The organism is Dyadobacter sp. BE31 (assembly GCF_031457695.1).
In the GTDB taxonomy this organism is placed as follows: Bacteria; Bacteroidota; Bacteroidia; order Cytophagales; family Spirosomataceae; genus Dyadobacter.
Genome location: NZ_JAVDXA010000004.1, coordinates 445,033 through 459,526, shown reverse-complemented (window position 1 = coordinate 459,526; position 14,494 = coordinate 445,033). Strand labels below are relative to the sequence as shown.

13 protein-coding genes are annotated in these 14,494 nt (G+C 50.3%); 4 read left to right on the top strand and 9 right to left on the bottom strand.

The window, feature by feature from the left end; genetic code table 11:
- Positions 1 to 3: 3 nt before the first annotated feature.
- From J2Y43_RS22565 to J2Y43_RS22525, 9 genes are all read right to left on the bottom strand, one after another.
- On the bottom strand, positions 4 to 804 hold the full coding sequence (locus J2Y43_RS22565; RefSeq protein ID WP_309987040.1) for an SDR family oxidoreductase: 801 nt from the start codon (positions 802 to 804) through the stop codon (positions 4 to 6).
- Positions 805 to 813: 9 nt separating this feature from the next.
- Positions 814 to 1,746: an LD-carboxypeptidase gene (locus tag J2Y43_RS22560; RefSeq protein WP_309987042.1), complete on the bottom strand. Its 933-nt coding sequence runs from the start codon at positions 1,744 to 1,746 to the stop codon at positions 814 to 816.
- 56 nt (positions 1,747 to 1,802) lie between these two features.
- Positions 1,803 to 2,075 (bottom strand): Txe/YoeB family addiction module toxin, encoded by a 273-nt coding sequence (locus J2Y43_RS22555; protein ID WP_309987045.1) that lies wholly within the window; start codon positions 2,073 to 2,075, stop codon positions 1,803 to 1,805.
- Entirely contained in the window at positions 2,051 to 2,269 is a 219-nt protein-coding gene (locus J2Y43_RS22550; RefSeq protein ID WP_309987048.1) for a DUF2683 family protein, read from the bottom strand. Before J2Y43_RS22550 ends, J2Y43_RS22555 begins: the two co-directional genes overlap by 25 nt.
- Before the next feature lie 55 nt (positions 2,270 to 2,324).
- On the bottom strand, positions 2,325 to 2,645 hold the full coding sequence (locus tag J2Y43_RS22545; protein WP_223403715.1) for a DUF721 domain-containing protein: 321 nt from the start codon (positions 2,643 to 2,645) through the stop codon (positions 2,325 to 2,327).
- Between the two features lie 66 nt (positions 2,646 to 2,711).
- A complete protein-coding gene (locus J2Y43_RS22540; RefSeq protein WP_309987053.1) occupies positions 2,712 to 5,690 on the bottom strand; it encodes a glycoside hydrolase family 3 N-terminal domain-containing protein in 2,979 nt (992 codons plus the stop codon).
- Positions 5,691 to 5,715: 25 nt separating this feature from the next.
- Entirely contained in the window at positions 5,716 to 5,988 is a 273-nt protein-coding gene (locus J2Y43_RS22535) for a UPF0175 family protein (RefSeq protein WP_309987056.1), read from the bottom strand.
- A 74-nt stretch (positions 5,989 to 6,062) separates the two neighbouring features.
- A complete protein-coding gene (chrA, locus tag J2Y43_RS22530; protein ID WP_223403709.1) occupies positions 6,063 to 7,205 on the bottom strand; it encodes a chromate efflux transporter in 1,143 nt (380 codons plus the stop codon).
- Between the two features lie 57 nt (positions 7,206 to 7,262).
- The gene (locus J2Y43_RS22525; protein WP_309987060.1) at positions 7,263 to 8,219 is read right to left on the bottom strand and encodes a 2-oxoglutarate and iron-dependent oxygenase domain-containing protein; all 957 of its coding nucleotides are present in this window, start codon (positions 8,217 to 8,219) and stop codon (positions 7,263 to 7,265) included.
- A 232-nt stretch (positions 8,220 to 8,451) separates the two neighbouring features.
- Between J2Y43_RS22525 and J2Y43_RS22520 the strand changes: the two genes are divergently transcribed.
- The 4 genes from J2Y43_RS22520 to J2Y43_RS22505 all read left to right on the top strand — a co-directional run bounded on the left by J2Y43_RS22520 (position 8,452) and on the right by J2Y43_RS22505 (position 14,485).
- Complete coding sequence (locus tag J2Y43_RS22520; protein ID WP_309987063.1) at positions 8,452 to 9,039, top strand: sigma-70 family RNA polymerase sigma factor; 588 nt, start codon at positions 8,452 to 8,454, stop codon at positions 9,037 to 9,039.
- Positions 9,040 to 9,132: 93 nt separating this feature from the next.
- Positions 9,133 to 10,272, top strand: coding sequence for a FecR domain-containing protein (locus J2Y43_RS22515; RefSeq protein WP_309987066.1), 1,140 nt, complete (start codon positions 9,133 to 9,135; stop codon positions 10,270 to 10,272).
- 165 nt (positions 10,273 to 10,437) lie between these two features.
- Complete coding sequence (locus J2Y43_RS22510) at positions 10,438 to 11,151, top strand: carboxypeptidase-like regulatory domain-containing protein (RefSeq protein WP_309987069.1); 714 nt, start codon at positions 10,438 to 10,440, stop codon at positions 11,149 to 11,151.
- The gene (locus J2Y43_RS22505; RefSeq protein WP_309987074.1) at positions 11,063 to 14,485 is read left to right on the top strand and encodes a TonB-dependent receptor; all 3,423 of its coding nucleotides are present in this window, start codon (positions 11,063 to 11,065) and stop codon (positions 14,483 to 14,485) included. Before J2Y43_RS22510 ends, J2Y43_RS22505 begins: the two co-directional genes overlap by 89 nt.
- Positions 14,486 to 14,494 lie beyond the last annotated feature (9 nt).

Below are 14,494 nucleotides of genomic sequence, written 5' to 3'. Positions count from 1 at the left end.
CCGTTACTCCGGAATGTTCTTCCTGACCTGATCAAACAGCAGGTTCGGGAAGAACCTTTTGAGGTAAATAGCGGCTACTTCTTTAAATCCACCAATGTAAATCTCCTTTTTATCCTTTCTGACTGCGTCGAGGATCTTTTCGGCACAAACATCCGCCGGGATACCCTGTGCCTGGTTGCTATCCATTTTGCCGAATTTATCGCCGGATGCATCCAATGCATTCAAAGAGATATTCGTGCGGATGTAGCCTGGGCAGATGGTCGTAACTTTGATATTATGCTGATAACCCTCGGCGCGTAATGAGTCGTAAAAGCCCTGCAACGCATGTTTCGCTGCATTGTAGCCCGAGCGCATGATGGTACCGATTTTCCCGGCGACACTGCTCATGACAATAAAATGGCCCGATTGCCGCGCGATCATATGCGGTAGGACGGCTTTTGTGAGTGCTACCGTGCTGAAAAAATTAACATTCATCAGGCTCTGATAAACTTCCAGGTCGGTGTCGTTGATGTAAGAACGTTGGCTGACGCCCGCATTATGCACCATCACGTCAATCTGTCCGAAACGGGCGATTACCTGTTCGGCGGCGGGCCTGGCCTGTTCAAATTGCGTAACATCCAAAGGCAGCACCAGCACATCCGCATCGGGCAATGCGGTTTGCTGCTTCACTCTTTCCAACTCCTCGCGACGACGGGCGGTAAGCACCAGTTTTGCGCCTTCTTTGGCAAAAGCCATCGTCAAAGCCTCGCCGATGCCCGACGACGCTCCTGTTATCCAGACAATCTTGTCTTTGAAATTTGTCATATCTCTAAGCTAAACCGCGGTGGAATTTGATAGAAAGCGGAGCTCCACGGCCTGCTCCGATACTTTGAATGTGGCCCCCATGCCCACACCCATGGCACGATTGTCCCCCACATGGCCTACGGGGAAATCGTAGCAGACCGGGTAATCGTACTCAGTCACGTGCTCCGCGATAATTTCGTATGAATCCTTGCCGAATGTAGGGCTGTTGTTATCCTTCATATCTGTAAACTGGCCCACCACCAATCCGGCCAGTTTGGCGAGCTTCCCTGACCGTTTCAGCTGGATCATCATTCGGTCCAGATTATAGAGGTATTCATTGATATCCTCGATAAAAAGGATCTTGCCGTCAGTATTAGTCTCCGTCTCCGACCCGATCATATGTGCAAGCAGACAAAGATTTCCGCCCACGACTTGCGCAGTCGCTTGTCCCGCACGGTTTAAGCGGTGAGCAGGTACTTCATAACCGGGCAATTCGCCGAAAAGCATCTGCCGCAGCGATTCAGCCGCTATTTCTGCGCCAGCACAAGTAATGGTTTTGGCCATCGGCGCGTGAATACTGGCGTAGCCTAATTGGAAGGTCCGGGCAAGAAAGGCCGTCAGGTCGCTGAAACCGACGATCCATTTCGGGTTTTGGACGAATTTATCAAAACGGAGGTCATCCACGATCCGTGAACATCCGTAGCCGCCGCGGGCAGCGATAATCGCTTTGATGGAGGGATCGTCGAGCATATGCTGCATATCGGCCAGTCGGTCTTCGTCGGAAGCCGAAAACTGGTTAAATGATGTCCTCAGCGTTTTCCCTTCAACTACTTCAAGCCTCCATTGCTCGGTAAACAACCTGATGCCGGGAATAACATCATCATACTTCACAATGCTGGCCGGAGCCAAAACCCCGACGCGGTCGCCAGGTTTCAGAAATGCAGGAAATTGGATTGGATTCATTCAGATTAATACGCGATGTCTCCTGTTGCTTTTGATTTGGGGGGCAAAGATAAAGACTAGTAGTGGCCTTTCAGAGAAAGAATATATACGGTATTCCCAATGATTTGGTACACAACACGATGTTCATGACTAATCCTTCTGGAATACTTTCCGGCAAGTTCATATTTCAAAAGTTCAGGTTTCCCGATTCCTTCTGTCGGTGTGTCGGCGATGGATTCGATAAGCTGTTCTATTTTCTTGATGATGACCTTGTTGCCGGATTTATGCCAAAATGATAAGTGTGTGATCGCTTGTTCGGTAAATATTATTTGGTATCTACCAGATCCCATAGGTTAGTACCGGGTTCGTATTTAACGGTTTTGCCTTCCTTGATTTGTTGCTCGCTTTCCTTGATCATGGCCACGAATTCGGGGTCGTATGGTTTTTCTTCCTTTTCTTCGAATGCCACTTTGAATTCCCGCAAAAGTGCTTTCACAGCCGCAATCACTTCCTCTTTTTCGGTTTTAATGGTCAGCGTAGTCATATCCTTCAATGATGATCGAAGATTGAAATTACAAACTTTTTTCCTTGGGAAGAAATCAGACGAAAATCACATCCTGCACCAGCGAACTCCCCATTTCCCGGTTGATCAGCTCAATGATCTTGCCTTTTGCGCGGAAAAGTTCGTTACGGAGCGGTGCGGATTCGATTTGCAGGAACAGGATGTTGTCTTTGATATACACTTTTTGGGTACGGGTAGCAATCGCCGAACCCATGATCTTGTCCCAATGCGCGACCACATAGGATTGGTCGAAACGGCTACGCAGCTTGTACCTGTCGAGCATTTGATCGATAGCCTCCTTCAACGGCGTGATTCCGGGCCGTCGGGACGCTTTTTCTTTATCAAATCGATAATACATGTTGACAAACTGGTTTGTGAGTGTTGCAAAGGTAGCAAGTTCAGGGTTCGGTGTAGGTAACCGGGGTTACTTTTTTAAGAGCTGTTCGTAGACGACATCCATGATCGACGTGCGGATGTTCAGCGTCGAGATCTTGTTGTTCTCACGCGTCGGGTACACCCGATTCGACAAAAATACGTAGTTCAGCCCCCATGCAGGATCAGCCCAGGTCATAATGCCCGTGTAACCGGTATGTCCGAAGCTCGACGGACTCGCGTATCTCGGTGCATTACCTGTGTATTTAAATGTAGGCTTGTCAAATCCGATACCGCGACGGCTTCCTTCCTCAGGATATTGATACCGTGTGAACTCGATCAATACATCCTTACTCAGCAACTGCTGGCCGCCGTAATAGCCGTCTTGCAAATACATCTGCCAAACTTTCATCACATCATTCGAAGTACCGAAAAGCCCTGCATGACCGCTTAATCCGCCCAGCATGGCGGCAGCCTCGTCGTGCACCTGACCGTGCAGCTGCGTCATCCGGAAAAATGTGTCGCGCTCGGTAGGCACAATGTCGTCCAGTTTATAAAAGCGTTTCGGGTTGAAAGTAAGCGTGTTGGCGCCGAGTTTGTGGTAGTAATGGTTTTTGATATAATCTTCAAAATTCTCCCCGCTCAACCGCTTTACGATTTGGGGATAAAGAATAAATGAAAGGTCGCTATACACGTAGCCCTCTTTTTCATTCAAAGGGGAATCGCGGATTGATTTGAAAATCGTTTTGTCGTAATTCTTGAAAATAAATAAGCTGTCACCCACCACCGAGGTAGGGTAGCGTTTGGACTGTTTGGTGCTGAACGTCTTCTTTTTCCAGCTGCCATCCGCTTTTTGGGCTTCTTTCCAAAGTACGATAAATGCTTTCAGGCGTGCACTATGCGTGAGCACGCGGCGCCATTGAAGGTCGGCCTTGTTAGAGCCTTCGAAGTCCGGAAGATAATCCTTCATCGTCGCATCCAGATCAAACTTTTTCGCGTCCCAGAGGCTCATCAATGCGAGGGTGGAGGCGGTAATCTTGGTAACCGAAGCCAGGTCGTACAAATCCGTCAGTTTTACAGGATGGTTGCCTTCGTAGGTATGCTTGCCGTAGGCTTTGCGGAAGAACACTTTGCCATCCTTGGCCAGCTGCACCACGCAACCGGGTGTTGCTTTCTGCGTTACCGCGGCGTTGGCAATGGAGTCTATTTTAAAAGTAATCACCTTCGAATCCAGCCCAAGTTCTTCGGGGATGGTGTATTTCAGTCTGCCCAGCGCCGGGGTCTGGATGCCCGCATTGTAAGGGTATTGGGCATTCACCGTCACCGGTAGCTTACCCAATGCCGGAATTGCTCCGAAAATCAGTTGCGCCGACAAATCCTGGGTGTATGGTGTAAGCTGGTATGCGATGATCAGGGCCTTCGCATCGTCGGTTTTAGGCATTTTATTCAAAGCATATGGATTGCCGAAAACGGAAACTACTGCTTTTTTGGTAGCGATCAGTTCTTGTAAAACCGCGCTCATAGGTTCGGTAAGGCCATAACTCGTGCGCGGAGAAATGCTGCCCAGATGCACGCCCACCAGCAACAGGTTATAAGCATTCAACTTCGCGCGAACGGCCTCGATTTGCTCCGCGGTGGCTTTGGCAGGAATATAGAAATGGTCGACAGTCGTGTAAAGGCCCAGGGTGTTCTGGAAAGTAGTGACCGTATCTGCTCCCACAGAAATGGAAGCGATTTTGAGGGTATCGAGCTCGCGCAGCGGCAGAATGCTATTGTCGTTTTTCAGTATTGTAAGGGCCTTCTCAGTGAGCAGCCGGTTGGTAAGTTCTGCGGTTTTGGGGTTCAGGTCTTCGTACAGGTTGTTGAGGTCCACCGGTTTGTAATGCGCTAATCCAGCCCATGCCTTTGCTTCCAGCACTTTGCGGCAACGGTAGTCGATTTCCGCTTGCGTGATTTTACCTTCGGCAATACTCTTTTTGATTTCGGCAATGGATTTGTTCACGTCCTCGGTGAATTCCAAAAGGTCCATACCCGCTTCCAGACCCATGGCATCGGCCTTGCCATCCGGGAAATACTTGGTTACGCCCTTCATATTCATGGCGTCGGAGTAAATCAGTCCTTCGAAACCGAGCTGATCGCGCAGTAGCTTGCTTACAATCGGTTTGGATAAGGTAGAAGGCAAGTTAGGTGTCTTATCGAGTGCCGGAATGCTCAAATGCGCGATCATCATGCCGCTCAATCCATTATCGATCAGCGCGCGGAAGGGGTATAGTTCCAGTGAATCAATGCGTTGGGTGGAATGTGAGATTAAAGGCAAATCATAATGCGAATCGGTACCGGTGTCTCCGTGTCCGGGGAAGTGTTTCGCGCTGGTGAGCAAGCCATTGTCTTGCATGCCGCGCATGTATGCAACGGCTTTTTCAGCGACTTTGTATTTGTTTTCCCCAAACGACCGGAAGCTGATCACCGGGTTGTTAGGATTATTGTTGACATCCGCCACCGGTGCGAAGTTGATATGCATTCCAAGACGTCGGGCCTGTTTAGCGAGCTGCGCGCCCATTTCGTAAATCAGCTCATTATTGCCCTGGATGGCGCCCAAAGTCATTTGATAGGGATAGCGAACGGTGCTATCGATCCGCATCGCCAGCCCGAACTCCGCATCCATGGCCACGAGCAATGGTACTTTTGAAATCGACTGATAGTAGTTTGTCAGCCGGGCTTGCGGCACGGGTCCGCCCTGGAAAAACACAATTCCACCGACCTTATTTTCGCGGATCAGCTTTTCTACTGCCGCCGGATTACTGGTTTTCGGGTCAATCAATGCCCGCTTGGTATCCGACACCGCCGCAACCATGATCAGCTGTGCAATGCGTTCATCGGGTGTGAGCGTGGCAAAAACGGAATCGACCCATTGGCGGGACGCGTTCGTATTGTTCTTTTGTAAAAAGCCCGGTGGAGAACTGATTTGGGCTTTTGCAGTAAATGCTGTGAGGAAAAGGAATGTAACTAGGGCTAGGTGGTGTCTGGTCATTGGGTTTGGGAAACTTATGCTGGTACTATAATTCATTCACATTTTTTGAAGCTCCTTTTTCGGATAATTTTTTTAATGTTTCTAGATCGGCGTGTAAATCTTCAACATCGTAGTGCCAGGCAATTTTACGTTTTCCAAGCTCCTGCTGAAACTTGACATGTCCCAGTCCGGTCATGGTTCCGCCTTGGCCGACCGTAATTTTTCCATCTTCATACAGCCGCACCGCCAGTTCGATCCTCAACTCCTGCTCGGAGAGCCCGGTACTTTTGATTACATGATCATTAAGTTCCAAAAGCATATTCTATATCAAGTTATTGAATGAAGTCTAAGTAAATATACATAACCTTTCCCGTTCTCAGGCTAAAACGCCCCTCAAAACACCAACCCCAGCAACAACCCGGCCAAAATGATCAGATAGGAAGGCACCTTTCCGAATGCGACGACCAGCAATGTGGCGATCACCGTTGCCACGGGCTGAATGCTGGTCGTCATCGGTTGAAAGAGCGAAATAGCGGCGGCGATGGTAAGGCCGCAGCTGGCAGCGTGGATGCCTTCGAGCGAGGCGCGAATGCCGCGGTAGCGTTTCAGCTGGTCCCAGAAAGGATAGGCAAAAAAGATGAAGAAAGTGCCCGGCAGGAAGATACCGGCTGTTGCTACAAACCCGCCGACAATCTGGCCAAACCAGCCGTTGGATTGGAGTGACACACTTCCGACAAACGTGGCGATGGAGAATACCGGCCCGGGTACGACCTGCGTGAGCGCCATTCCCGCGAGGAACTCCTGCTCGGTCAGGTAATGCTTGAACTCCACAAATTCGTTGTACAAAATGGGGATCAGGACCTGCCCGCCGCCGAAAACGAGGCTGCCGTTGCGGTAGAAGTTCTCGAAAAGCCTGACGGGCAATGAGTTGGTGATCTTACCGATAATTGCCGCGGTAATCAGCACGGAGATCCAGAAAATAATAGGCCGCCATTTGATGCGGATCTCGGCTTTCTCCATCTTTTCGTGCTTTTTGAAATTAAGCGACGACGCCACACCCCCGCACACAATGAGGACGGGCGTCATGTAAGGAGACGGGTACATGTACGCGAGGATCGTCGAAATGACGAGGAATGTCCAGCCCTGGGTGTTGTGGATCACTTTCCGGGCAATGGAAGAGGCGCCGTACATCAGGAATGCGACCGCCATGGGGCCCACAAACCGTGTAAAATCGAGTGAAATCGCATTCCGTTCGAGGTAGTGGATGCCGATTGCCGCGAGCGTCATCAGGATCATCGCCGGCAGTGACCATACGAGCAGCGTCAGGTAGGCGAGCGGTTGCCCGCCTATTTTCAGGCCTATTGCCGTGACCGTCTGCGTAGAACTTGGGCCGGGTAATATCGAGCAAAGGGCCTGTAATTCAAGTAGCTCTTCTTCTGTGACATACCGCCGCTTATGTACCAGCCGCTCGATCATCATCATGAGGTGTACCTGCGGTCCTCCGAATGCCGTGAGTGACAGCAGGAGGATGTCCATCAGGTAAATGATGTAACGAAATCGACGGATAGGTGGGTAGGACAAGCTGAGGTACTTTTATTTTTTCAAACCGAGCTCCCGTAAGCGTTCATCGAGAAACTCGCCGGCAGTCATGTTGGTATACAGCTTCGGATGCTCGGCAGTAACGCAGCTTTCGAGGCTGGTCAGGTCCATGTCGGCGCGCGGGTGCATGAAAAACGGGATGGAATAGCGCGAAGTCCCCATTTTCTCGCGCGGTGGGTTTACCACACGGTGAATGGTCGATTTGAGCTTATGGTTCGTCAGCCGGTCGAGCATATCACCTACATTGACGACGATCTGGTCGGGTAATGCGGTAATGGCGATCCACTCACCATCGCGGCGCAGTACTTCGAGGCCCTCCGCACTGGCGCCCATCAGCAGGGTAATGAGGTTGATATCCCCGTGTGCAGCAGCCCTTACAGCACCTTCCGGTACCAGCTCTGGATTGGGAATAGGGAAGTAGTGCAATGCGCGGAGCAAGCTGTCGCCGTTTTTAACTTTGCCCTCAAAATAATCTTCCGGGAGGTCGAGGTAAATGGCGATGGCACGCAGCAATGTTTTGCCGGTATTTTCGAAAGTGCGATAAACTTCGAGCGTGTATTTCTTGAAATCGGGAAATTCGTCGGGGAAGACATTGGAAGGCATTTGGCCAATGGGCTCTGGCTGACCTACGTGGTAAAATTCTTTCAAATCGGCCACTTTGAAACCTTTTGCAGTTTCTTTGCCTTTGCCGATATAACCACGCTGTCCGAACAATTCGGGGAACTCGTACTTTTTCTTGACGTCGTCCGGCTGTGAAAAGAACTGCTTTACACTTTCGTAAAGATCATTGCGCAGCGCATCGCTTAACCCGTGATTTTTAATGGCTACAAAACCGATGTTGGTAAATGCCGCGCCCAGGTCTTCGACAAACTGCTGCTTCCGCCGGGCATCCCCCGATGTAAAATCGGCCAAATCGAGCGACGGGACTTCATTCAATAGTGCTGGTTCCATGTTGATTGCTTTTTTGATGCAAAGTAAAAAGTATCTGCGCACTTGGCAAGCAGCCGGTCTCACCAAATTGCCTGGTATTAAAATAGGGGGAAGAAACAGGAGATATTTGATAATTTTCATAGATACTCATTAAATTTAGTCCCCACTTCGGAGAAGCCGCTTTGGAGAAGCCGCTTTGGAAAAGCCGCTTTGGTTAAACCGTTTTGGGGAAATAAGCATTGAACTTTGCGCTATGACACATTCAGACCCGGATCAGGACACCTGGCTACGCTTCATTTCCGGCGATCCCGATGCGTTTAGCGACCTTTATGACGAGTACGCCGACGTGCTCAATGCATTCGGTATGCGTTATAGTGCCGACCGGGACATGGTAAAAGATTGCATTCATGACCTGTTCATTGATTTGCACGGCTACCGGAAAAACCTGGCCCAGGATGCCAATGTGAAATTCTATCTCCTCAAATCACTGCGCAGGAAGCTGCATTTGGCGCGCCGGAAATCGTCGATGCTGCGATTTGACCGCTGGGATACCGAAGATTCGCTGGCGATCAACACATTCAGTTTCAGTATTGAAGACGAAATGATTATCAGTGAAAAGGAGCGGGAAACGCTGCAGCACCTTGCGGCGGAGATCAACCTGCTTCCCGACCGCCAGCGGGAGATATTGTACCTGCGTTTTCATCAGGATCTCGATTACGACGAAATCGCTGCCATTATGCAGATTTCCGTCCCTACCTGCCGCACTTTCGTTTACCGGGCCCTCAAACAGCTGCGCGGTAAACTTGAATTCGGGGCTATCTTGTTGATAATGTGTTGTTAAGAAAATATTTTCTATTTTTTGTTAAAATAAATCCTCTGAGAAGTCTATATCTGCGGCCTGCTGCGCTCTTGTAGTTTAAACAAGCGCACTTCCATGAAAAGAAAACGCAATGAGCAGGAGCCGATACCGGATCCGGAGCACCTGACCGAAGAGGAAAGAGTGGCCGGAGAGCGGGCGAAGCTGCTGTTTAAAACCCTCCGTAACGAAACCTTTTCACCGGACGAAAAGGATGCACTCTGGAACCAGGTAGGCGAAACTATCTCCCAGAGGAAACAAAGATCATTCAACACATTCTGGATTGCCGCGGCGGCTTCGGTGACGCTGCTGTTGCTCGCGGGTGTGGGTTACCTCGTGTTTTACAAAGATACTGCCCGTACGATGCAGGAGTTCGCTGCCCGCGGCGCGAACGGACCCGACGAAACCCAGCTGATCCTCGGCGATAAACGTGTGATTAGCTTGCGAAAAGAAAATTCGAGCGTGGAATACAAAGACAATGGAGCGCTCATTCAGGTTGACTCTTCATCGACAATAGACCAGCAGATGGCCGGGGATCAGCAGTTTAATACGTTAGTCGTGCCTTATGGCAAGCGGTCGGTGCTGACGCTTGCGGATGGTACGCGTATTTGGCTGAACTCCGGCTCCAAGCTGGTATATCCATCACAATTCGACACCCGCCGCCGTGAAGTGTATCTCGAAGGCCAGGCATACTTCTCGGTGAAGCACTCGGAAGATGTGCCGTTTCATGTGTACACCCGCGACATGGAGGTGAGAGTACTAGGGACGGAGTTCGACGTAAGTGCTTATGCCGATGATGATTACACAGCTACTGTGCTCACAAAGGGTAGCGTGGAGCTGACCGGCCAGAGTCAATCGTTTTTTGGTTCAAAAAAGATGAAGATCACGCCGGGGACCCGGGCGGTGTACGACCAGCAACGCGCTGCATTGCAGACAGAGCAAGTGGATGTACAGGAATATGTGTCGTGGAAGGACGGATACCTTGTGTTGAACAGCGCCCCGTTGACCGAGATTTTGAAAAAACTGTCGCGGTACTACCGCGTTGATATTATACTAAAACAACCGAAACTCGCGGGTGTGCGATTTGGCGGCACGCTGGATTTGCAGGAAAACATTCGCGATATACTGGAAGCGGTCTCGGTGACTACCGGGCTCAATTACAAACAACAACCTAACGAAAGGAGGTACGTATTGGAGGAAAGCACTATCAAACCATAAAAAACGGGAAACGCGGCAACGTTTCCCGAATCTTCACACTTGCCGGCAAGCAAGTGATCCTTAAACCATTGTATTAACAAAAGTCAAATCAAATTTATGAAAAAATTTGACCAGAAAGGGTATTGCCCTTTGGGAAAATTGCACCCATCAAAACTGCTGAGAATCATGAAACTGACAGTTGTACTGTTATGGATCGGGATGATGAGCGTGCATGCAACGGGGTATTCTCAGAAAAGCAGGATGGATGTCAAAATCCGGAACGGAAATCTGGGCACACTGTTCAGGCAAATTCAGGAACAAACCAGTTATCGCATATTTTACAGGGATGATCTTTTTTCGGGAAGGCAGGAATTCAATATTAATCTGAACTTGAAAAATGAAACTGTGCCGGCTATCCTGAATGCCGCGCTCAAAGGAACAGACCTAACGTATAAGGTAATAGGTAAGCAAATCGCGATCTACAAAAAGGAAGAGCACGAGGGGGCCGGCCCCGTACCGAACATTAATGTGCCGGTGATGCCCGAGGCGGTTATCCGGGAAATTACCGGAACCGTCGCCGATGCGAAAGGTAATCCGTTGCCGGGTGCGACGGTGATCGTGAAAGGAACTGATAAGGGAACGTCGGCGGATGCGAGTGGGAAGTTTACGGTAGAAGCCGAGGCGGGTGACGTGCTGGTAGTTTCTTTTATTGGGTATCTTAAAAAAGAACAGACAGTTGGTACACAAACAACGCTGAGCATTCAGCTTGAAGAAGATTTGAACGGTTTGGAGGAGATCTCAGAAAAGCAGGATGGATGTCAAAATCCGGAACGGAAATCTGGGCACACTGTTCAGGCAAATTCAGGAACAAACCAGTTATCGCATATTTTACAGGGATGATCTTTTTTCGGGAAGGCAGGAATTCAATATTAATCTGAACTTGAAAAATGAAACTGTGCCGGCTATCCTGAATGCCGCGCTCAAAGGAACAGACCTAACGTATAAGGTAATAGGTAAGCAAATCGCGATCTACAAAAAGGAAGAGCACGAGGGGGCCGGCCCCGTACCGAACATTAATGTGCCGGTGATGCCCGAGGCGGTTATCCGGGAAATTACCGGAACCGTCGCCGATGCGAAAGGTAATCCGTTGCCGGGTGCGACGGTGATCGTGAAAGGAACTGATAAGGGAACGTCGGCGGATGCGAGTGGGAAGTTTACGGTAGAAGCCGAGGCGGGTGACGTGCTGGTAGTTTCTTTTATTGGGTATCTTAAAAAAGAACAGACAGTTGGTACACAAACAACGCTGAGCATTCAGCTTGAAGAAGATTTGAACGGTTTGGAGGAGATCGTGATCGTGGGGTACGGCTCGCAACGCAAAGCGACCATTACCGGTTCTATCGCGACCATTACTACCGAAGATTTGAAGCAAAGCCCGACGGCCAGCATTACCAATGCATTGGCGGGGAGGCTGCCGGGGCTATTCGCAAACCAGTTCAGTGGCGGCGAGCCGGGCGTAGACCGCAGCGATATTTTCATCCGCGGTACGGCAACTTACGGAAACAAGGCGCCGATCGTGATCATCGACGGCCTCGAACGGAGCATGGATTACCTCGCACCTTCGGAGATCGAGACGTTCACGATTTTGAAAGATGCGTCGGCCACAGCGCCTTATGGTGTGCGTGGTGCGAATGGCGTAATCCTGATCACGACCCGGCGTGGAAAGGTGCAGGATAAGGCGACTGTGAACTTCAAAGCATCGGTGGGGATCAACAAACCGGTGAAATTCCCGACCTACCTCGGTTCGGCGGACTATGCGATGCTCTACAATGAAGCAAGAAGAAATGATAACCCCGATGCCGACCCGGCGACATTGAACTTGTTCTCGGACCAGGCCATTGCCGATTTCCGCAAGGCAAAAGGGGATAATTCCGACGGCCTGGGCTACAATTGGAATTACTTCGATTATGCATTCAAGCCGGGTGTGCAGCATGATTACAGTTTATCTATTAGCGGTGGATCGTTGAGGGCCAGGTATTTCGTCCTGGCCAACTACTTCCAGCAGGATGGAAACTACCGCCATACCGATCTGACAGCCAACAATACCCAGGCGGTTTTCAAGCGTTACAACTTCCGTTCGAACATTGATATTGACATTACGGACAATTTTTACGCTAAACTCGACCTAGGGGCCCGCATTACGGACCGCAATGCGCCGGGAACGACAGCCGCCCGCATTGTGGAGCTGGCCAATACGCAGCCTTCGTACCTGCCGATCATTGTGGAACCGAATGACGACCCTGCCAACAAAGTTTTTCAGGCCAATAACCCGCTCGGAATGCTGTATGGCGACCAGATTTATCGCTTCAACATCCTCGGAGAGCTAAGCCGCACCGGTTTTTTAAATGAGAAGAACACCTATCTCAATGGTTCATTCTCGCTGGGGCATAAGCTGAATTTCATCACAAAAGGCCTGGCCATTGAAGGAATGTTTTCCTACGATGCCAACGACGGCGGCTGGATCGACCGTAAGGTGGGCACCTATTCGGAAGGCTATCGCGAATACCCGGGCTATGCCACATTCGTGCCGACGGTGGGAAGCGATTTCTATCGCACGCCCGGGCATTACACCGGCGCGTACAAGTCGGGTAATAAATACAATATCGACCAGACGATCGGGAACGGGTATAACAATAACAACAATGAAAGCCGCGCCTATTTCCAGGCCAAGCTCGACTACATGCGCAATTTCGGGTTGCATGACGTGACGGGAATGGTGCTTTTCAACCGGTCGAAACGGGTTATCAACAACCAGGTGCCGTTCAGCTATCAGGGTGTTACGGCCCGCGCTACGTACGGGTACGACGACCGCTATTTGCTGGAAGTGAATGCAGCTTACAATGGCTCGGAAAACTTCGCAAAGGGTAAGCGTTATGGATTTTTTCCGTCGGTAGCAGCCGGCTGGGTGCTTACGAAAGAGCGGTTCATGACTAATACCCAAAACTGGCTGAACAACCTGAAAATCCGCGGCTCGTTCGGTTTGGTGGGAAGCGACAAGATCCCCGACGATAAGCGCTTCATTTACCTGCAATATTTCGGTCGGCGCGATGGCGATTACAACTTCGGTACCGACAACTTTGGCTCGGGTGCCGGTGGTTTCCTGTCGGAAGGTGACCTTGCTAACCCCAATCTGACCTGGGAAAAAGCACGCAAAACCAATATCGGTATCGACGCGACCTTTCTGAAACGCCTCACATTGACCCTCGATCTCTTCCGTGAACACCGTTACGATATTATCACCAATATGGGTGGTGGTAATAAACTGGGCTTTCCTGACATCGTCGGCAAAGACGCGCCGTTCCTGAACTCGGGGATTGTGAACAACAAAGGTTTCGATTTCGAGATCGGCTGGACGGGCAGTATTGGTAAAAACTTTACGTATTTCGTTCGCCCGAATATGACTTTTGCCCGCAATAAGATCATTTTCATGAATGAGATTCCTTATGCTTCACCCGGAAGGGCTAACACCGGCAAGCGCATCGACGAGCATTTCGACTACCTTTTCGATCGTTTCGTGGCGAACCAGGAAGAGGCCAATCAGCTGAATGCGATGAACAACGGCAGTGGCTTTCAGTCATTTGGGACGCTGCGGCCGGGGGACGTCGTGTACAAGGATTTGAACAACGACGGCAAGATCGACGACCTGGGCGACCGGACTGCCGTGGGTAACCCGCGCAACCCGGAGCTGATGTTCGGTTTGCCGGTGGGAGGTCGTTTCAAAAACTTCGATTTCAGCGCATTATTCCAGGGGGCGTCTCGGGCGTCGGTACAGTTGTCCGGCGCGGCAGTTTACGATTTCCCGCTTTTTGCCCAGGATAAATATGGTAAAGTGAAACCCATGCACCTCAAACGCTGGACGCCGGAAACCGCTGCGACGGCCACTTATCCGGCATTGCATTTCGGCGACCATAGCAATAACAAGAATAACAATAGCAGCTTGTTTTTGTATGATTCGAAATACATCCGTCTGAAAACGGTAGAGGTAGGCTACAATCTGCCCAAAACGACGATCAAAAAGATCGGGATCGACAACTTCCGTATTTACGTGCAGGGCATGAACCTGCTCACGTGGGACGGGCTCAAAGATGTGGATATGGATCCCGAAACCCGGGAAGGCTCGGGCGACTGGTACCCGATCCAGAAGGTGGTGAATTTTGGCGTCGACATTTCATTCTGATTTAACCTG